The 19,300-nt window shown below is 58.3% G+C and carries 14 protein-coding genes; 4 read left to right on the top strand and 10 right to left on the bottom strand.

Annotated elements, in window-relative coordinates; genetic code table 11:
- Positions 1-118: 118 nt before the first annotated feature.
- The 3 genes from der to ACR0BT_RS04705 are packed head-to-tail and all read right to left on the bottom strand — an operon-like array spanning position 119 to position 3,666.
- Positions 119-1,582 (bottom strand): ribosome biogenesis GTPase Der, encoded by a 1,464-nt coding sequence (gene der, locus ACR0BT_RS04695; RefSeq protein ID WP_170396374.1) that lies wholly within the window; start codon positions 1,580-1,582, stop codon positions 119-121.
- 49 nt (positions 1,583-1,631) lie between these two features.
- Positions 1,632-2,954 (bottom strand): PQQ-like beta-propeller repeat protein, encoded by a 1,323-nt coding sequence (locus tag ACR0BT_RS04700; RefSeq protein ID WP_480762611.1) that lies wholly within the window; start codon positions 2,952-2,954, stop codon positions 1,632-1,634.
- A gap of 40 nt (positions 2,955-2,994) precedes the next feature.
- Positions 2,995-3,666, bottom strand: coding sequence for a hypothetical protein (locus ACR0BT_RS04705; RefSeq protein ID WP_480762612.1), 672 nt, complete (start codon positions 3,664-3,666; stop codon positions 2,995-2,997).
- Between the two features lie 226 nt (positions 3,667-3,892).
- Here ACR0BT_RS04705 and ACR0BT_RS04710 point away from each other — a divergent pair, with 226 nt between their 5' ends.
- On the top strand, positions 3,893-5,116 hold the full coding sequence (locus ACR0BT_RS04710) for an efflux RND transporter periplasmic adaptor subunit (RefSeq protein WP_170403249.1): 1,224 nt from the start codon (positions 3,893-3,895) through the stop codon (positions 5,114-5,116).
- Positions 5,113-8,928, top strand: a complete 3,816-nt coding sequence (locus ACR0BT_RS04715) for an efflux RND transporter permease subunit (RefSeq protein WP_480735841.1) — start codon at positions 5,113-5,115, stop codon at positions 8,926-8,928. Before ACR0BT_RS04710 ends, ACR0BT_RS04715 begins: the two co-directional genes overlap by 4 nt.
- 47 nt (positions 8,929-8,975) lie before the next feature.
- Here ACR0BT_RS04715 and ACR0BT_RS04720 read toward each other — a convergent pair whose 3' ends face one another.
- From ACR0BT_RS04720 to ACR0BT_RS04730, 3 genes are all read right to left on the bottom strand, one after another.
- Entirely contained in the window at positions 8,976-9,299 is a 324-nt protein-coding gene (locus tag ACR0BT_RS04720; protein ID WP_170422282.1) for a hypothetical protein, read from the bottom strand.
- Between the two features lie 136 nt (positions 9,300-9,435).
- Positions 9,436-11,247: an ABCB family ABC transporter ATP-binding protein/permease gene (locus tag ACR0BT_RS04725; protein ID WP_480762613.1), complete on the bottom strand. Its 1,812-nt coding sequence runs from the start codon at positions 11,245-11,247 to the stop codon at positions 9,436-9,438.
- 59 nt (positions 11,248-11,306) lie between these two features.
- Positions 11,307-12,647, bottom strand: coding sequence for a LysM peptidoglycan-binding domain-containing protein (locus ACR0BT_RS04730; protein WP_480762614.1), 1,341 nt, complete (start codon positions 12,645-12,647; stop codon positions 11,307-11,309).
- Between the two features lie 126 nt (positions 12,648-12,773).
- On the opposite strand from ACR0BT_RS04730, the gene ACR0BT_RS04735 reads away from it, so the two are divergent.
- Positions 12,774-13,325 carry a TIGR00730 family Rossman fold protein gene (locus ACR0BT_RS04735; RefSeq protein ID WP_170396357.1) on the top strand — a complete coding sequence of 184 codons (552 nt, stop codon included), beginning with the start codon at positions 12,774-12,776 and terminating at the stop codon, positions 13,323-13,325.
- Between the two features lie 49 nt (positions 13,326-13,374).
- Here the strand turns inward: ACR0BT_RS04735 and ACR0BT_RS04740 are convergent, their stop codons facing one another.
- Together ACR0BT_RS04740 and ACR0BT_RS04745 are read right to left on the bottom strand one after the other, a co-directional pair.
- On the bottom strand, positions 13,375-13,827 hold the full coding sequence (locus ACR0BT_RS04740) for a baeRF12 domain-containing protein (protein ID WP_170396355.1): 453 nt from the start codon (positions 13,825-13,827) through the stop codon (positions 13,375-13,377).
- A 284-nt stretch (positions 13,828-14,111) separates the two neighbouring features.
- Positions 14,112-14,711: a superoxide dismutase gene (locus tag ACR0BT_RS04745; protein ID WP_113789565.1), complete on the bottom strand. Its 600-nt coding sequence runs from the start codon at positions 14,709-14,711 to the stop codon at positions 14,112-14,114.
- Positions 14,712-14,812: 101 nt separating this feature from the next.
- On the opposite strand from ACR0BT_RS04745, the gene ACR0BT_RS04750 reads away from it, so the two are divergent.
- Entirely contained in the window at positions 14,813-15,580 is a 768-nt protein-coding gene (locus ACR0BT_RS04750; RefSeq protein WP_170663719.1) for an FkbM family methyltransferase, read from the top strand.
- Positions 15,581-15,689: 109 nt separating this feature from the next.
- On the opposite strand, the gene ACR0BT_RS04755 is transcribed toward ACR0BT_RS04750, so the two are convergent.
- Together ACR0BT_RS04755 and ACR0BT_RS04760 are read right to left on the bottom strand one after the other, a co-directional pair.
- Complete coding sequence (locus ACR0BT_RS04755; protein ID WP_480762615.1) at positions 15,690-16,256, bottom strand: sarcosine oxidase subunit gamma; 567 nt, start codon at positions 16,254-16,256, stop codon at positions 15,690-15,692.
- A complete protein-coding gene (locus ACR0BT_RS04760) occupies positions 16,249-19,263 on the bottom strand; it encodes a sarcosine oxidase subunit alpha family protein (protein WP_480762616.1) in 3,015 nt (1,004 codons plus the stop codon). Before ACR0BT_RS04760 ends, ACR0BT_RS04755 begins: the two co-directional genes overlap by 8 nt.
- Positions 19,264-19,300 lie beyond the last annotated feature (37 nt).

Consider the following 19,300-nt stretch of genomic DNA (forward strand, 5'->3'; position numbering starts at 1 on the left):
AAGTGCGGAGATCCCGCAAACAAGCAGCACGTGCAAAACAAATGCACGTGCTTGAATGCTAACGCGCAGAAACGGGGCTGTCACGCCCCCTCTCTGAAAATGCTTGAAATTAGCGCAGTTACGCCCGTCCCTTGAGATGCTTGGCCAGTGCGCCTGCGTTTTTCTTGCGCCGCCCTTTGTAGGGGTTCTTGTCCCCTTGCCCGCGCAAAGTCAGGCGGATCGGAGTGCCCGGCATATCAAAATCCTCGCGCAGGCCATTGACCAGATAACGCGAATAGCTGTCAGGCATCTTGTCAGGGTGCGAGCACATGACCACAAACCCCGGCGGACGGGTCTTGGCCTGCGTCATATACCGCAGCTTGATCCGGCGCCCCTGCGGCGCGGGCGGCGGGTGCTGTTCCAACATGGCGGTCAGCCAACGGTTCAGCGCTGCGGTCGGCACCCGGCGGTTCCAAACATCATGGGCACGCAGGATCGCGGCGCGCAGACGTTCCAGACCGCGGCCTGTTTTAGCCGAGACTGTGATCAAAGGAGCACCACGCAACTGCGGCAGCAAGCGTTCGAAGGATTCTTTCAGATCGCGCAGCTTTTCCTGTTTGTCTTCTTCGATATCCCATTTGTTGACGGCGACGACCACAGCACGACCCTCACGTTCGGCCAGATCGGCAATGCGCAGGTCCTGTTGCTCGAATGGGATAGCCGCATCCAGCAACACGACGACGACCTCGGCAAACTTGACTGCGCGCAGCCCGTCGGAAACCGAGAGTTTCTCAAGCTTCTCCTGCACCTTGGCCTTCTTCCGCATTCCGGCGGTATCAAAAATCCGCATCGGGGTGCTGTCCCCATCAGGGTCGGCCCAGTCGATCCGCAAGCTGATCGCGTCGCGCGTGATCCCGGCCTCGGGGCCGGTCAGCAATCGATCCTCGCCGATGATCTTGTTGATCAGGGTGGATTTACCGGCATTCGGACGGCCAACTACTGCGACTTGCAGGGGTTTGTCAGCGGTGATCAGCGGGGCTTCGCCTTCCCCGTCTTCGTCCAGCTCGATATCGGTTTGCGGTGTCTCTTCTACGCGCGCCTCTTCAGCCGCGTCAGCCAGTGGCATCAACTGCGCATAGAGGTCCGTCATCCCCTCGCCATGTTCGCCCGACAGACGCACCGGCTCGCCAAGGCCAAGGTTGTATGCTTCAAGCACGCCCGCATCAGCCGCGTTCCCTTCGGCCTTGTTCGCTGCCAGGATCACGTGTTTGGAGCGCTTACGCAGAATCTCGGCGAACATTTCGTCCGTGGGCGTCAAGCCCACCCGCGCGTCAATCATGAACAGGCATACATCGGCCATGTCCACTGCACGCTCGGTCAGGCGGCGCATCCGACCTTGCAAGCTGTCATCGGTTGCGTCCTCAAGACCCGCCGTGTCGATCACGGTAAAACGCAAGTCGCCCAGCCGCCCTTCACCTTCGCGCAGGTCACGCGTTACGCCGGGCTGGTCGTCGACCAATGCCAGGCGTTTGCCCACAAGGCGATTGAACAGAGTGGATTTGCCCACATTCGGGCGCCCCACGATGGCGAGGGTCAGCGACATGATACTCAACTTTCAAGACTCAAGATGCGCCCTTTAACGCATCTTGTCGTCAACGGAAAGCGTGCAGTTCGCCCTTGGTCGACACAACATACAGCGTCTGACCCGCCACAACCGGTGCCGTGGTCGCGCCACCCGGCACTTCGACCTGATGCACCAGCGCTCCGTCGACGGGATTGAAGAAGCGCAGATAGCCGTCGTTCGAAGCCACGACAAGGCGTCCACCGGCCATGATCGGGCCGTAATGGGCAAAGATCGGACCCCGGCGGCCCGGCTTGTTCTTGACGAAGCCCGGCAGATCGATGGCCCAGACAGTCGAGCCATCGGCGGCATCCAACCGTACCAATTGACTGCGATCACTGATCAGAAAAACACTGTTCCCCGCCGGCCAGACTGTATCAACGGCCCCCTCCGGTGCAGTCCAGTTCCGCTCACCCGAATTCCCGTCGAACGAGACCGTGCGCCCCGAATGGTTGCCGATTATGACCGAACTACCCGACACCATGGGCCCGGCGGTCACATCCACGATCTGAGCTGCCGCTCGGCCCCGACGCCCGCCTGCAACGGACGCGTTCCAGCGTAAAATACCACCCCGGCGGAATGTTGCCGCGACATCACCCGATCCAAAGGCAAAGACTGACAGGTCCGAGGCAATCACGGGAGCAGGTGCACCCAGAACGTTGCCGACGCTCGGCGTGCCTTCGATTTGCCAGATGATCCGCCCATCCTTGGTATTCACCGCCCAACCGGTTTCGTCCCCGGCCACCAGATAGAGTATGCCGCCGCTAACCAAAGGAGCACCGCTGCCAGTTGCATTCAGACGTTTCTGCCACCTTTGCGCCCCGGATTTCGCATCGAGCGCGGTCAACCTACCGAAACCCGACGAGACATAAAGCACACCGTCGGCATAGGCGAGCCCTCCGCCTGTGGCATCCCCGTCCTTTTCATTCGGCGGGATCAGGTTTGTGCTCCAGGCGACCTGCCCTTGGGGCGTAACAGCCGAGACATTTGCCCCGGAATCGAGCGTATATATCAGGCCACCAGCAACAACAGGGTCTGCGGTGATCCGCTGTTTTCGGCTATCGCCGGACCCAATGTTAGCAGACCAAATACGCTGCGGTGTGGCACTCAGCGCTGCGTTTGTAGTGCGGAAGGCGGGTGTACCCGCGCTTTGCGACCAGTTGGCGTTGCGGCTTTGAGCCGGAATACTGATCGGTTTGGCCCCACGGGTTTCAACGGTTTCGTTGTCGATGGAGGCACGAATATCCTCACGCTCACCCGGCAGAATGACTTCGGGTTCCTGACAGGCGCTGAGAACGGTGAGCGCGGCTGCCGCAACCGGCAATCCGAAGCATGAGAAATAACGTGATAGCATAATCTACAAACTCGCCTGTGATGTTCCGTTTCGCTGCCGGTTAACCCTGCTGGTTCGCCACGGGCTCGGGTTCGCCCCCAAGCGCGACGATCAGTTGAGCCGCGCGCTGTTGCAGATCGACGCTGGCCTCGGCGTCCTGGCGCAACGCCTGCAAACGGTCCAAAGCGGCTTGCTTATTGCCCTCGGCCACATCGATCAGGGCCAATTGTTCTTCGGCGAGCAGACGCAAAGGAGCACCAGGTATGGCCAGCGCTTCGAACTGTTGACGACGATCCGCCACTGGCATCGTGTCAGTTTGCAGTAGCAATGCCTTGAAACTTGCAATCGCGCGATAGATTTCAGGCAAATCCCCCTGCGTGGCGATCGCGTTCAGACTGTTCACCGCATCTTGCGCCGATCCGGCCTCGGCCTGAGAGGCGGACAGCAACATGTTCAAAACCGCGTCACCGCCGACAGACGCAGCATCGATCGCCTGCAGGCTTTGTGCCCGTTCGGCCGATCCGTTTTCAGCCAGCGCCGACAGAATCGCATCACCCAGAGCCTCGGCCTGGTTGGTATCACGTGCTTTTCGGTATTCGTTGAACGCAGCGCCCCCGACAATGGCCACGACAGCCAGCACACCGACCCAGCCCCAACGGCGCAAAAGAAGGTACATGCGATCGCGGCGCACCTCTTCGGTGACCTCTTCAATAAAACTGTCGGCGTCGCTCATCCCTGCCCCCAGGCTTAAGTGTCCGGTTTTCTAGCGCCATGTCATACCCCGGCGATCAGGCCAAGCCAAGTGCCCGAATTCATACATTTGCCACCATGTGGGTGACCCTTGCGTAAAAAACTAAACCGAACTATTCAGTTCAGTATGGAAAAGACATGGCCACAGCCCCATTTTAAGGGATAGCGGCTAAAGCCGACCGCGCGAACAGATCTGGAGACTCTACCGCATGCGATTGATTTCATTCGTTAACGCCATTTTGGTTATTGTTGCGTTGTATTTTCTTGTTTTCGAGCGCGACGCGCTGTTTGCTTTTGCCGGTCGCGGAGACGAGCCATCCGAGACCGCGACCGAGGCCTCGGAATCGGTGCAATCACCGGACTCGATCGGCGTTGTCGTGCTGCGCTCGACTGCGCGCGAGATCGGCAGCGCCGTTCAATTACGGGGTCAGACCAAGGCAAACCGCCAGGTCGAGGTCCTTGCCGAAACCATTTCGACAGTCCTGTCCGAGCCCAAGCGCAAAGGAGCTTTTGTCGAAGCAGGAGATCTGCTGTGCGAGCTTGACCCCGGAACCCGGCCCGCGAGCCTGGCCGAAGCCATGGCAGCCAAGCTTGAGGCCGAAAGCCGCGTTCCCGAGGCCGAAGCGCGCCTGGAAGAAGCTCACGCCCGTTTGGCTGAAGCCGAAATCAATCTAAAAGCAGCCCGCAAGCTGTCGGAAACCGGGTTTGGATCAGAAACGCGCCGTATCTCGAGCGAAGCCGAAATGAGCACTGCCGAGGCCGGAATCAAATCCGCCGAGGCTGGTCTGGAAGCTACGCAAGCTGGGATTGAAGCCGCCACCGCAGCAGTTGCAGCCGCCCAGCGCGAGATTGATCGCCTGACCATCAGCGCACCGTTCAAGGGTCTGCTTGAAAGTGATACTGCGGAATTGGGCAGCCTGATGCAGCCCGGCTCGCTCTGCGCAACCGTCATCCAGCTCGATCCGATCAAGCTGGTGGGTTTTGTTCCTGAATCAGAAGTGAATCGGATCATTGTCGGATCGATGGCAACTGCGCAGTTGGTTACGGGTCTGCAGGTCGAGGGGCGCGTGACCTTCCTCAGCCGTTCGGCCGATGAAACCACGCGGACATTCGAGGTCGAGATCACAGTGCCAAACCCGGAACTGCTGATCCGTGACGGGCAAACCGCCAACATTCAGATCGCGGCCGAAGGGGTCAAGGCACATCTGCTGCCCCAATCCGCACTGACCTTGAACAATGAAGGTGAGCTTGGTGTTCGCACCGTGGTAGCCGACAATGTCGTTGATTTTGTTCCGATCCGCCTTCTGCGTGACACCGCTGATGGTGTATGGGTTGGTGGCCTGCCGGAAACTGCTGATATCATCGTGATCGGGCAGGAATTCGTCACACGTGGTGTGACGGTCGCGCCGACATACAGGGAAGTATCGCAATGACGGGTATCGTCAGTTGGGCCGCAAGCCGTGCCAGAATGGTGCTGGCTTTCATCGCGATTTCGCTGGTTATCGGCGGGTATGCTTATGTCGGGCTCCCAAAAGAGGGTGAACCCGACATCGATATCCCGATGCTCTTCGTTTCGGTGCAGTTTCCAGGGATTTCAGCCGAGGACAGCGAAAGCCTGCTGATCAGGCCGATGGAAACCGAGATGGCCGATCTCGACGGGTTGGACACGATGACGGCCACCGCCGCCGAGGGCTACGCAGGTATTCTGCTGGAGTTCGAGTTCGGTTGGGACAAATCCGCCACCATCGCGGATGTTCGCGATGCCATGAACACCGCGCAAGCTGATTTCCCTGATGGGGCTGAGCAATACACGATTACCGAGGTCAACTTCTCCGAGTTTCCCATCGTCATTGTTAACCTGACCGGCCCGGTACCTGAGCGTACAATGGCACGCGTTGCCAAAGATCTGCAGGACGAACTTGAGGCGTTGGACGCAGTGCTGGAAGCTGGCATTGCCGGAAACCGCGATGAAATGCTTGAGGTCGTGATCGATCCGCTGCGGCTTGAGGCCTACAACGTCACGGCCGCCGAACTGATCAACGTTGTGCAAAACAACAACCAACTGATTGCGGCAGGTGAGGTCGAGACCGAACAGGGCACGTTCTCGGTCAAGATCCCGTCGTCATTTAAGACTGCTCAGGACGTCTATGGCCTGCCCGTAAAGGTCAACGGAGACCGTGTGGTCACCTTAGGCGAACTGGCCGAAATCAACTATACGTTTGAAGACCGCGCGGGCACGGCCCGGTTCAACGGCGAACCCACCGTCGCGCTGCAGGTCGTCAAGCGCAAGGGCTTCAATCTGATCGACACCGTTGCGCTGATCAAAGCCACTGTCGCCGAAGAACAAATCAAGTGGCCAGCCGAACTGCAGGCCGCTGTCGATGTGGGCACCTCAAACGACCAAAGCCGCATCGTCGATTCAATGGTGCGCCAGCTTGAAGGATCGGTTCTGACCGCCGTCGCGCTCGTGATGATCGTGGTGCTGGCTTCGTTGGGAACACGCGCCGCGTTGTTGGTGGGTTTTGCCATTCCAACCTCGTTTCTGTTGTGCTTCGCCTTCCTCGCGATGATCGGGGTCACCATCTCGAATATGGTGATGTTTGGCCTGATCCTTGCCGTGGGCATGCTGGTCGATGGCGCCATCGTTGTTGTGGAATATGCCGACAAGCGCATTAAAGAAGGCGTTGGTCCGATGCACGCCTATGTCGAGGCGGCGCAACGGATGTTCTGGCCGATTGTTTCGTCGACGGCCACGACCCTGTGTGCATTTCTTCCGATGTTGTTCTGGCCCGGTATTCCCGGCGAGTTCATGAAGATGCTGCCCATCACGCTGATCTTCGTTCTGTCGGCCTCGCTGATTGTGGCACTGATCTACCTGCCGGTCGTGGGCGGTGTCTCGGGCCGTATGAGCCGCAGTTTCGAGCGCAGCTCGAACTGGCTGCGAGCCCGCACGCCTTGGTGGCTGCGAGTGCTTCTGGTGCCGCCTTCACTATATATGATCTTCCTCGGCGCGATGCAGGTTTTGAACCCCAACTATCTGCTGCCCGGCGGTTCACTTGCTGGCGTGCTACTGTTTCTGTTCGGCGCCTTCGCTGGGTCGGTCACGCTGAGTGCTGCCAAGATCGAACGCGCCCCGGATGAACATGTTCATACCGCTAAAGAGCACACGCCCTTCGGTTATGTGATCAAGTTCCTGGTCGGCAATCCGGTCATGCCGGTGGTGTCCATCGCAGTCGTCTTTGCGGCGGTGTTTTGGGTCGCATTCATCATATTCCCGCAAAACTCTCGCGGTGTTGAATTCTTCGTGGAAAGCGAACCGGAACAGGCCACGGCCTATGTCCGGGCACGCGGCAACCTGTCTCTGGCTGAAAAGGACGAAATGGTTCTTGAGGCCGAGCGCGTAATCAGCGAACACCCGGCGGTGATCAACGTATTTGCCTTTGCGGGCGAAGGCGGGCTCAATCAGAACAATGGCGGTGCAGAAGCCCCCGCCGACACAATTGGTCGCGTACAGTTCGAGCTCATTCCTTGGGAAGATCGCCCAATCAGCTCTGAACAGATTACCGGTTGGTTCTGGGGACCGATTGCAGGTCTACTTGGCTTTGCAAAGGAAGAGGTCGCGGCGGAATATGACGGCAATTTTGTTCTGGACGAACTAACCGCAGAGCTGGCAACCCTTCCTGGCTTTATCGTTGATCTTCAGGCGCTGGAACAAGGTCCCGCTTCCGCCAAGCCCGTTCATCTGCGCATCAAAGGCGATAGCTGGGAGGATCTGACGGCCGCGACCGTCACAGCACGAGAAGCCTTTGACACCACACCCGGCTTGATCAAGATCGAGGACACCCTGCCTCTGCCCGGCATCGACTGGCAGATCGACGTGGACGTGGCCAAGGCGGGTCGATTCGGCGCGGACGTCGCAACCGTTGGCGCGATGGTACAGCTTGTGACGCGTGGCATCTTGCTGGGTGAAATGCGACCGGATTCAACCGATGAAGAGGTAGAAATCCGTGTCCGCTTACCTGATCAGGATCGCGTCCTGTCAACGCTGGATACGCTGAAAGTTCGCACACCGGACGGGTTGGTCCCCCTGTCGAACTTCGTCACCCGCAAACCCGTGGCTAAGCTCGCCGAGATCAATCGCGCGGATCAACAGCGCTACTATGACGTTAAAGCGGATGTCGAGCCTGGGCTGAGCAAGATCGTGACCACCGGTCCTGACGGTGCAGAGCTGCGTTTGGCAACCGTGCGCGCGATTGGCGAAGGTGCCACACCAACTGGCACCACGATTACCAGCGCGGACGGGGCAGAGTTCGAACTCGTTCAACTAACGGGTGCCGAGAACGTGGGTGAAGTGCGGTCCGCCATCGAAAGCGGTGACGCTCGGTTTGCCCTGATCAATCCGAACGAACGGATTGCCGTGCTGACCGAGTGGCTGGAAACCGATCCTTTTGGTCGCACCATCACTTGGGAATGGACCGGCGATCAGGAGGATCAGGCTGAAAGCCAGGCGTTCCTGTCCAGCGCATTCCTGGCAGCACTGGGTCTGATGTTCGTGATCCTGCTGGCGCAGTTCAACTCGTTCTACAACTCGGTGCTGGTGCTGCTGGCCGTGGTTCTGTCTACGACCGGCGTATTGCTGGGCATGATGGTAATGCAACAACCGTTCTCGATCATCATGACCGGGACCGGGATCGTGGCGTTGGCCGGTATCGTGGTGAACAACAACATTGTTCTGATCGACACCTATCAGGAATATAGCGGCTACATGTCTCGCATTGATGCCATCGTCCGCACGGCTGAGGCGCGCATCCGTCCGGTTCTGCTGACTACGCTGACAACAATGGCGGGTCTGACCCCGATGATGTTCGGCCTGTCGCTGGATTTCATCGGCGGAGGGTATTCGATCGACAGCCCCACGGCATTGTGGTGGAAACAGCTGGCCACGGCGGTGGTCTTTGGACTGGGTACGGCCACGGTGTTGACACTGATCGTGACGCCGTCATTCCTGGCGCTGCGAGTGTGGGTCACAACCTACGCGGTATGGCTGGGTAAGGCGCTGGCACGCGCCACGGCGGGTCGATCCAGCCAAATCGCGCAGGACATGGCAATCGGCCAAAGCGCGCGAGATGTGCAAGCAGCCGAAATGATCTGGACCGATGAACAGGACAAAGCTGCCCCTGATCAGAGCGCTCAGGACGACCGCCCCGATCATCCCCCGACAACACCGCTGAAGGCGGCGGAATAAAAAAAAGGCGAGCCCAAGGGCTCGCCTTTTCGTTTCTGGCATGGCCGTTACTCGACGAACGCGTATTCGCCCAGATCGCACAGGTTCAGACCATAGTCTTCAATCGATTCTCCGTCACTGAAAACACCACGGATGTCATAGACACAGGTGGTCAGCCCGTCCGCAATAAGGACGTCCACTTCGAAATCCGCGCCCAAATAACCACCCTCAAGCAGGTTGCCTTCCCAGCTGCCGGACGAGGCCGGAGACACGTTGAACTCAACCAGGTCATAGCTGGTTTCGTTGATAATCAAGAATTCCAGATCCTCGGCTGCCGCCGAAGTGGCCATCAACAGTGTTGCAGTCAACGCTGCTGCTGCTCGCATTTTCATGAAGTTTTTCCTTGTCTGTGTTTCGGTCTGCAAAGTGTCGCGGCGGCGGATCCGCGTCAAACGGAAACCGTACCACAGCAGCCGATTTTCTTTTCGAACCGATCCGCACTATCATTGGCAGTCAAGGCTGTCGGGCCTAGGCCGCTTCGCTGTCGGCCTGTTGACGGTTCCATAGCTGGGCATATCGCCCTTCGCGGCTGAGCAGCTCATCATGCGTGCCCTGCTCGATGATCTCACCACGTTCCAGAACGACTATCCGATCGGCCTCGGCAATGGTGCTAAGGCGGTGTGCGATGGTGATCACCGTCCGCCCCTCACCCGCCCGGGCCAAAGCATCTTTGATGTCCTGCTCGGTATCCGTATCCAAGGCCGAGGTCGCCTCGTCCAACAACAGGATCGGTGGGTTTTTTAGCAAGGTTCGGGCGATGCCGACGCGTTGCTTTTCACCGCCTGATAGTTTCAGGCCGCGTTCGCCGACCTTGGTATCGTATCCTTCTGGCAGGCTGACGATGAAATCATGAATCTGCGCGGATTTGGCGGCGGTCTCTACATCCTGCTGGGTCGCGCCTTCGCGCCCATAAGCGATATTGTATCGAATCGTGTCATTGAACAGGACCGTATCCTGCGGAACGACACCGATCGAGGCATGCAGGCTTGACTGGCTAACATCGCGCACATCCTGCCCGTCGATTTTCAGCGACCCGCCGGTGACATCGTAAAACCTAAATAGCAGCCGCCCGATTGTGGATTTCCCAGACCCGGTGGCGCCTACAATCGCAACGGTCTGACCGGCTGGTACGGTCAGGGAAATGCCCTTGAGGATTTCGCGATCAGGCTCGTATCCAAAGCGGACATCTTCAAGCGTGACCTCCCCACCATTTACCTTCAGGTTCGGGGCGCAGGGTTTGTCCATCACTTCTGCTGGCTGTTCCAACAGATCAAACATCTGCCCCATATCCACCAGTGACTGACGAATTTCGCGGTACACCGTGCCAAGAAAATTCAGCGGTACGGTTATCTGGATCATGTAAGCATTAACCATCACGAAATCGCCGACGGTCAGCGCCCCCTTCTGCACGCCCATTGCAGCCAGAACCATCACGCCAATCAGGCCACATGTGATCAGGAACGACTGACCAAAATTCAGGAATGCCAGCGAATAGGCCGTCTTCAGCGCAGCCTTCGCGTAACCTTTCATCGAAACATCATACCGTTCGGCTTCGCGGGTTTCGGCATTGAAATACTTGACTGTTTCGAAGTTCAGCAGGCTGTCGATGGCGCGCTGGTTGGCCTCGGTATCCTGATCGTTCATCTCGCGCCGCAGCTTCACGCGCCACTCGGTCACCGCAAAGGTGAACCATATGTAAAGCGCAATCGTCACCGCAACGACGACCAGATACCAGACGTCGAATAACCATAGCAGGATGATCGACACCAGAAGCAATTCCAGGATCAGCGGCCCGATTGAAAACAGCAGAAACCGCAACAGAAACTCAACGCCTTTCACGCCCCGCTCGATTATCCGGCTGAGACCGCCCGTGCGCCGGGTCACGTGATAGCGCATCGAGAGCTGGTGAATGTGCTGGAACGTCTCAAGCGCCAGCGCTCGCAGCGCGCGTTGCCCAACCGGTGCAAAGAACGCATCCCGCAATTGCTGGAAGCCAACAGTCATCATGCGGGCCACACCATAGGCAACGGTCAATCCGATCGCACCCAACGCAAGCGGCGGTACACCTTCGCCCGCCAAACCATCCACGGCACCTTTGTACAGGATGGGAGTATACACAGCGATCAGCTTGGCCAGCACCAGCATCGCCATCGCCAAAATGACACGCCGTTTCACCCATGGCTCGTCCTCGGGCCAAAGATAGGGCGAAACCTTGCGGATGGTTCGCCAGCCCGAACGATGCTCGTCCGTGTCGGTTTTGATCGCGGATGGTTGTCTCATCACGTACCTTAACTGCGGTCAGAGAAAAGCCCTGGCCCGGGTTGGGCCAGTGGTCATGTTTATTCAGGAATGGTGAAAATCTGCCCTGGATAGATCAGGTCAGGATCACGGATCGAATCTTTGTTAGCCTCGAATAGTTTGACATACAGCACACCGTCACCAAACCGGTCGCGCGAGATCGCCCAAAGCGTATCACCCTTTTGAACCGTGACCGAGCGGATGGCCGGAACGTCGGTTGAATTCTCACCCGGTTCCGTGGCTTCGGTCGCGCGCAGGACCTCAACAGGTTCGCGTTTGAACGGTGTCTCAAGCCTGCTGACCACAGTGCCATCAGGGGCAACCTCATCCACCCTCAGAGTGTACACTCCGGGGTCAATGCCCTCGACCTCGCCGCGCCATTGCCCGTCAGTCGCTGGTGCAATGTCGGCCACAAGCTGGTTGTCCAGATACAAGCGTACGGCCGATCCATCCTGCGCCCGCCCGGTCAATTCCACATCACCCGCGTCCGAATAGCCAATCGTGTCCAGGGCAATCTGCTCTGGCGGCGTATCCTGAACAGTGGGTGCTTGCAAAAGTTCAACCCCTTCTTCGCCCGAGCGCAGGATCGCAACCTGCTGGTCAGGCGCGTCGCCTGATTCCGGCTGAGTTTCAGTCGCAGGCGCGGTCTCATTCACAGGTGGCGTTGCGGCACCTGCAACTTCTGGTTCATTCTCTTCGGTTTCAGCTTGGTTGGCTGCTTGCTGATCGGTTGTTTCCGTATCCGTCGTCTGTGCCTCGGCAACCTCTTCGACCGGCTCATCGGCAGCGGGCTCCGACACGGCCGGTGGGGCCGGTTCGGGCAGCGCCGCGATCAGATAATCATCTGAACGGCTGGTGTCTTCGCCTTTCCGGGTCTCAAGAACAAGCCCGCGAGCGTCGTCTGCAAACGGGATCGATACAAACTCGGCGAACTGGCCGCTGTCATCGACGGTGAAGCTGTGAACAGTCTCACCGTCCAGCAGAACACTGACCTCGGACCCCGGTTCGGCATTGCCGGACAGTACCGCGTTTCCATCGGACTCAACGAATATCTGATCCAGAACCGGCGCGGCCAAAACCGGAACATCTGCTTCTTCGCTATCCGGAGTTTGATCGGAAATCTCGGGCGGTGTGTCTTCAGCAACAGATTCGCCGGCTTCCGCCGCCTGGCTTTCGGGCTGCGCCTCCGCTGGCTGGGTTTCCGGCTCGGCGACCTCCGCAATCGGCTCGGATGTTTCGGTTGCTTCCTGCTCAGCCTGCTGTTCCGGCTCGCCGAACAGACCGGACAGGTACAACCCGCCCGCAACGAGCACCACAACGATCCCGGCAACCAGCCCCCATATGAAGGTACCAGAACCTCCGCTTCCCGATTTGGCGTTCATTCTTTTCCTTTCACTCCGCCCGGGAAATGCCCAGTTTGGCGCGCATTTCATGGAGCGGTTGAGCCAACCTATCAATCCCGCTATCAGGGGTCAAAACCCCTAACACAAGAGCAGAGAGCCCTACCTATGTCCCAGAAATCCGTCTGTGTGTATTGCGGGTCACGCAATGGTGTGAATCCTGCCTACTCCGCCGCTGCCCACAGCTTTGGAACCTTGTTGGCCAACGAAGGCTGGCGGCTGGTTTACGGGGCCGGAGATGTGGGTCTTATGGGCGAGGTCGCGCGTGCAGCGCAATCGTCCGGCGGCGATACATTTGGGGTGATCCCGGTGCACTTGCTTCAGCGCGAGGTCGGCAAGACCGACCTTACCCGGTTCATCGTGACCGAGACGATGCACGAGCGTAAAAAAGTGATGATCATGAACGCGGATGCCGTAGTTGTCCTGCCCGGCGGCCCCGGATCATTGGACGAACTTTTCGAAGCACTGACATGGCGGCAACTGGGGCTTCATGACAAACCCATTCTGGTGATGAATGTTGACGGGTACTGGGACACGCTGCACACGCTGCTAAATCAACTGATCGGTCAGGGGTTTGCAGATGGTTCTCTGGCAGAATTCATCACCTGGGTCGACACACCGGATGCGACCATGTCCGCGCTTCGCAAATTACTGAACTAAGAAAAACTGGCAATCGGGCGGCGCAAACCGCCCGAGTCTCAGTATTCGTTTAGGCAGGTTTCGCCAATCGGGTCTTCAGTATCCGTTCGACCTTGTGCAACGGGTGGTTTGTGAGTGTTTTGTCAACCTCGGCCACAACCTTTGCCAGCACTTCACTGTGCAGCCGACGGCGCAACAGGCCCAGAACATGCGGACTGGCAACCAACACCAATCGTTTATAGGCCCCTTTCAGCCCCTTGCGATTCAGAAGGTTCGCCACATCCTGAACGAACAGAGATTTTGCGTGGGACTTCCATGTCTCCTCTTCAACCGCAGATTTCTGGTTCGGTCCCGTATCGGGTCGCCGCCCTGCCCTGTCACTTGGCTTGGTCGGTGCTGCGTCCTGTTCTTCGACCGACACGACGACCAAGTTGGGGTCCTGTGCGTCCGTGATATTTTCCATCACCAGCGCTTTTTCCCCATCGGCGATGATAACCCATGTTCCCTGTTCAAGTGCAGCCATTCGTGATCTCCTGTATCGCTTAGGTTGGCCTTCGCCTGTCCCTTAGACACACCTGTTTAACGATGCGGCGTTGGTGTTTCGCTCGCATTTTGATAGGTTTTTGGTTGATTGGCGGTTCTCTCCCTCCGCCTACTTTACGTAGGTGCTGAAAGGCCGTGCACAATAGGTGGGATAATGAAAGTTGACGTACCGGCAGGTTTTTACAGGCCACCCATCAATTCATAACAAAAAGCCCGCCAGCATCACTGCCAGCGGGCCATTCATTAAGTTCTACCAAGTGGAAATCACATCCGCGAGGCTACGTTTTCCCAGTTCACCAGGTTGTCGAGGAAGTTCGACAGGTAGGCCGGACGCTTGTTGCGGAAATCGATGTAATACGAGTGCTCCCACACATCACAACCAAGCAGTGCGGTTTGACCGAAGCACAGCGGGTTCACGCCGTTTTCAGTTTTCGTCACTGCCAACGAACCGTCGGCATTCTTGACCAGCCACGCCCAGCCGGAACCAAACTGACCGGCACCGGCAGCGCTGAACTGCGACTTGAATTCGTCAACCGAACCAAAGCTCTCGGTCAGAGCCTTCTCCAGCTCACCGGGCATCGCGTTGCCACCGGGGCCCATCATCTCCCAGAACTGGTTGTGGTTCCACAGCTGGCTGATGTTGTTGAAGATACCGTTCTGCGCGACAGCATTTGCGTCGTATGTGCCAACGATGATCTCTTCCAGTGACTTGCCGTCCCACTCGGTGCCGGCGATCAGCTTGTTGCCGTTGTCGACATAGGCCTTGTGGTGCAGGTCATGGTGATATTCCAGCGTTTCCGCGGACATACCCTTGGCTGCCAGCGCGTCATGTGCATAAGGAAGATCAGGAAGTTCAAAAGCCATCTCGGCCCCCTGTTGAAAATGAATGTTGCGGTTCCAAAGGTTAAATGCTTTGACAGCCGCCGCAGGTCAAGGGCCGCAACACAAAAACCCGGAGGTCCGCGATGCTGACACAGGCGCGCAAAATGTTCTATCGCGCCCGCGGATACTATGCGGGCAACTTGAACGGTGAACCCTTTCGCCTGGACCCCTATCACTCGAAATTCTGGCGCAAGGTATCAGCCGGGGAGTGGGAACCTGAGACATTTTCGGTGCTGGACCACTATCTGTCGCCCGAAAAGGACTATCTTGATATCGGTGCATGGATCGGCCCCACGGTCCTCTATGCCGCGCGCCGCGCTCGCCATGTGTGGTGTTTTGAGCCTGACCCAGTGGCTTACCGCCATTTGGTCTGGAACCTAGAGCTGAACGACATCCGAAACGTATCAGCCTTCAGCATCGCCTTGTCAGATGGGTTTGGAGTGACACGAATGGCTTCAGCGCACGGAGAGGCAGGCGATTCAACGTCATCATTGCTCCACGAAGGAAGCCATGGCACCGACGCACTTACCATCGGTTGGGATCAATTTTCTGAATCCGTCGACCTGACTGATGTCTCTTTGGTCAAAATGGATATCGAAGGCGCTGAATTTTCGGTCCTGCCTTCTATGCTGTCTTGGTTAGAAAAAGATAACCCTGCGCTGTTTCTCTCAACGCACGCACCTTATCTGAGCGTAGACAACCGCAGCGCGGCCATGAAAAAACTATCAGAAGACCTGGCTTTCTATCGCCAATGCCACGACCCACACACACGCGAAACCGGTGAGTCCGCCCTCACGGGCCAGCGTGCACTCACTCAGTTCCCGACATTCCTGTTCAGCACGACCCCCTGAGACCCGAACCAGAGATCCGACCTTCATCTAAACAGAAATATCCTGGGAGTGAGGCCGCAGGCCGAGGGGGCAAAGCCCCCTCACCCACATATCATCAGGCGATCAGGGCTTAATAAACCCCGACCTCGCTGCCGGGCTGCGCCGCAACCTTCAGCAATTTGAACGCATAGTCCGCCGCAGAGCGGAAGCAGACGATGCGGAAAGTCTCAGCGTCGTCCATCCAGAAGGCACCTGCCACCTGCGCCAAACGCGAACGGCGGATCTGGCCGGGTTGGAATGCCTCGGCCGACAGCTCAACCGGAGCCAGCTTGCCCAATACCTCGCGCGCGTTCGCGCCCGAAACGCGGAATACGGCCCGCGCGTCGGAGACGTTGACCGCCAGCGCGTGCGTACCACTTAGCGCGTTGGTCATCGCGGCCAGTTTGGCCTCGACCTCGGCATGAGGCACAAGCACCAGCAATTCGTCGGTGGACATCCAGCAAACACCGGTGTCGCCATTCACAAACGCTTCACGCTGACCGGGCACTTTCTGCCCGGTGGCGTCTTTGACAGCCTTAGCCAGTACCTTATCCGACAGATCACCGCGCAGTGTGATCATGCCCTGTAGGCCGCATTCCTCGATCTTGGCGATGCCATCATATGAGGCGTGGTTCAGTGCGCTGATGGGTTCAGACATTCTGCTTCTCCCCGTCCTTGTCATAGAAGATCGGGTCCACGATCTTGGCCTTGTAGGTTTTGCCGTCAGTGCCCGGGAACTCGACCACTTCGCCCATCCGGTCGGGGCCGTGTTTGATCAGGCCCATGGCGATGCCTTTGCCCAGATTGGCCGAGTAGTAGGTCGAAGTTACGCGACCGATCATGTTGCGCTGACCGTTCGCATTCACGCCCTCGCCCACCGCATAGGCACCGTCCGGCAGAACCGATCCATCCACAGTCTCAAGACCAACCAGTTTCCAGCGCTCAGGATCGGCCATATGGGTCCGCGAATGGGCGCGTTTTCCGAGGTAATCCTCTTTCTTTTTGGACAGCGCCCAGTGCAGCCCCAGATCCTGCGGGATCACGGTGCCGTCGGTCTCATCGCCGATCATGATAAAGCCTTTCTCGGCACGCAGAATATGCAGACATTCGGTGCCGTATGGCATCACTCCGAACTCCTGCCCTGCCTCGATCAGAGCGTCCCAGAACGCCTGACCTTGGCTTGCAGGGACCGCGATCTCATAGGACAGCTCACCCGAGAACGAGATACGGTAGGCCCGCGCGTCGAACGCGCCGATCTTGCCATCGCGCCATTCCATGAAGGGCAGCGCCTCTTTCGACAGATCCATGCCGCCCAGCTTCTCAAGTACCTTGCGGGCGTTCGGACCTACCACGGCGACCTGCGCATATTGCTCGGTGACGTTCGCGACGTAGACTTTCCAGTCCCACCACTCGGTCTGCAGCCATTCTTCCATGTGGCCATGGATACGCTCGGCCCCGCCGGTGGTGGTGTGGCACAGCCACGTGTCCTCATCGATGCGGGCAACAACGCCGTCGTCGATCAGGAAGCCATTCTCGGAACACATCAGGCCATAGCGGCATTTGCCGACCTTCAGCGTGGACATCATGTTGGTGTACATCATGTCCAGGAACTTGCCTGCGTCGGGGCCTTTGACGATCAGCTTGCCGAGGGTCGAAGCGTCCAACAGCCCGAGGTTTTCGCGGGTGTTTTTAACCTCTCGGTTCACCGCGTCATGCACGGATTCACCGGGACGGACATAGGCATAGGTTCGACGCCAATGGCCGACCGGCTCCCAATCGGCTCCGTTTTTATCGTGCCAGTTATGCATCGGCGTTTGACGGATCGGCTGGAACACCTCACCACGCGCTTCACCACCAATCGAAGCCATCGAGATTGGAGTATAAGGCGGGCGGAAGGTGGTGGTACCGACCTTCGGGATCTCTGAATCCAGCGCATCAGCAAGGATTGCCAGACCGTTGATATTACTCAACTTACCCTGATCCGTTGCCATGCCCAGCGTGGTGTAACGCTTGGTATGCTCGACACTTTCATAGCCCTCGCGCGCAGCCAGTTGCACGTCCGAGACTTTCACGTCGTTCTGGAAGTCCAGCCACGATTTCATGCGCAGATCAATCTCGGCATTAGAAGGCATCAGCCAGACAGCGGCCATTGGGGCCTCGGCCGTAGTCTCACCAACTGGCGCTTTGGTGCGCTTCGCGGCGAACCCGGCCGCCTTCGCTGCCGCTTTGCCGGCAGTATCTGCATCCTTCAGGACATCCCCCAGGGCCAGCGGGCCGTTCGAAGCCCCTGCCGCCAGAACAAAACCTGCACCGTCGGCCCCCAGCGGAGGACGTGAAGGATCGGGGCGGAAATGCGCGTTCACCTCGTCCCAGATCAGCTTACCGCCGCAATGCGACCACATATGCACGACCGGAGACCAGCCACCTGACATGGCAATTGCATCGCATTCGACCTCTTCCCGGGCGCCTCCGATCCCCTCTTGATTGCAGATCGCAACTTTCTTGACCCGCTTGCCGCCTTTGACCTTTGCGATCGCCTTGCCCGGATCGACGCGGATACCCAGCTGACGCGCCTCTTCGGCCAGAGGTCCGGCGGTGTCGCGCGCATCAACCACGCGCAGGACATCGACACCGGCCTGCTTCAAGGTAATTGCAGTCCGGTAGGCGTCATCATTGTTGGTGGCGATGATGACACGGTCACCCGGCGTCACGCCCCAGTTGACCACATAGTCGCGCATGGCAGAGGCCAGCATGACGCCAGGCACATCATTGCCTGCGAATGACAGCGGACGCTCAATCGCACCAGTCGCGGTCACGACCTGCTTCGCACGAATGCGCCACAGGCGGTGACGCGGCCCCTGAACACCCGGCTTGTGATCTGTCAGACGCTCATAACCCAGTACATAACCGTGGTCATAGACCCCCGCACCCATGCAGCGATCGCGCATGGTGACGTTGTCCATTGTTTCGAGTTCGGAAACCAATTGTTCCACGAACTTATCCACAGGCTCACCATTGATGGTTCCGCCATCAACCGGAGCACGACCACCCCAGTGCGCAGTCTGTTCGATCAGCATCACCTTGGCACCGGTTTGGGCTGCCACCTTGGCGGCCTGCAATCCCGCGATACCACCACCAATCACCAAGACATCGGTGAAGGCGTAAAAATGCTCGTATGTGTCCGCGTCACGGTTGTCCTTGTCGGGCGCTTTGCCCAAACCCGCCGACTGGCGAATAAACGGCTCGTAAACATGTTTCCAGAACGGTTTCGGATGGATGAACATCTTGTAATAGAAACCGGCTGGCAGAAACCGCGACAGATGCGTATTGATCGCGCCGATGTCGAACTCGAGGTTCGGCCAGTGGTTCTGTGACGCGGATGTCAGACCATTGAACAGCTCTGTCGTGGTGGCGCGCTGGTTCGGCTCGAACCGGTTGCCCTCACCCAGACCGACCAGAGCGTTTGGCTCTTCCGCGCCACTAGCGACCACGCCGCGCGGGCGGTGATACTTGAACGACCGGCCCATCATCATCTGATCATTGGCCAGCAAGGCAGACGCGAGCGTATCGCCCTCGTAGCCCTGCATCGAGGTGCCGTTGAAGGTGAAGTTGACCTTTTTGGACCGATCAATCAAACGGCCATGTTTTGCGAGACGGGTGCTCATGATGCGGACCTTTCGCAGGCGGTATTTTGGATGGCTG

The sequence above is a fragment of the Ruegeria sp. CJ6 genome (genome assembly GCF_056536665.1).

Bases quoted from the DNA above. Each gene is read 5' to 3' on its own strand.
- der (WP_170396374.1), bottom strand. From the start codon at position 1,582: ATGTCGCTGACCCTCGCCATCGTGGGGCGCCCGAATGTGGGCAAATCC.
- ACR0BT_RS04700 (WP_480762611.1), bottom strand. From the start codon at position 2,954: ATGCTATCACGTTATTTCTCATGCTTCGGATTGCCGGTTGCGGCAGCC.
- ACR0BT_RS04705 (WP_480762612.1), bottom strand. From the start codon at position 3,666: ATGAGCGACGCCGACAGTTTTATTGAAGAGGTCACCGAAGAGGTGCGC.
- ACR0BT_RS04710 (WP_170403249.1), top strand. From the start codon at position 3,893: ATGCGATTGATTTCATTCGTTAACGCCATTTTGGTTATTGTTGCGTTG.
- ACR0BT_RS04715 (WP_480735841.1), top strand. From the start codon at position 5,113: ATGACGGGTATCGTCAGTTGGGCCGCAAGCCGTGCCAGAATGGTGCTG.
- ACR0BT_RS04720 (WP_170422282.1), bottom strand. From the start codon at position 9,299: ATGAAAATGCGAGCAGCAGCAGCGTTGACTGCAACACTGTTGATGGCC.
- ACR0BT_RS04725 (WP_480762613.1), bottom strand. From the start codon at position 11,247: ATGAGACAACCATCCGCGATCAAAACCGACACGGACGAGCATCGTTCG.
- ACR0BT_RS04730 (WP_480762614.1), bottom strand. From the start codon at position 12,647: ATGAACGCCAAATCGGGAAGCGGAGGTTCTGGTACCTTCATATGGGGG.
- ACR0BT_RS04735 (WP_170396357.1), top strand. From the start codon at position 12,774: ATGTCCCAGAAATCCGTCTGTGTGTATTGCGGGTCACGCAATGGTGTG.
- ACR0BT_RS04740 (WP_170396355.1), bottom strand. From the start codon at position 13,827: ATGGCTGCACTTGAACAGGGAACATGGGTTATCATCGCCGATGGGGAA.
- ACR0BT_RS04745 (WP_113789565.1), bottom strand. From the start codon at position 14,711: ATGGCTTTTGAACTTCCTGATCTTCCTTATGCACATGACGCGCTGGCA.
- ACR0BT_RS04750 (WP_170663719.1), top strand. From the start codon at position 14,813: ATGCTGACACAGGCGCGCAAAATGTTCTATCGCGCCCGCGGATACTAT.
- ACR0BT_RS04755 (WP_480762615.1), bottom strand. From the start codon at position 16,256: ATGTCTGAACCCATCAGCGCACTGAACCACGCCTCATATGATGGCATC.
- ACR0BT_RS04760 (WP_480762616.1), bottom strand. From the start codon at position 19,263: ATGAGCACCCGTCTCGCAAAACATGGCCGTTTGATTGATCGGTCCAAA.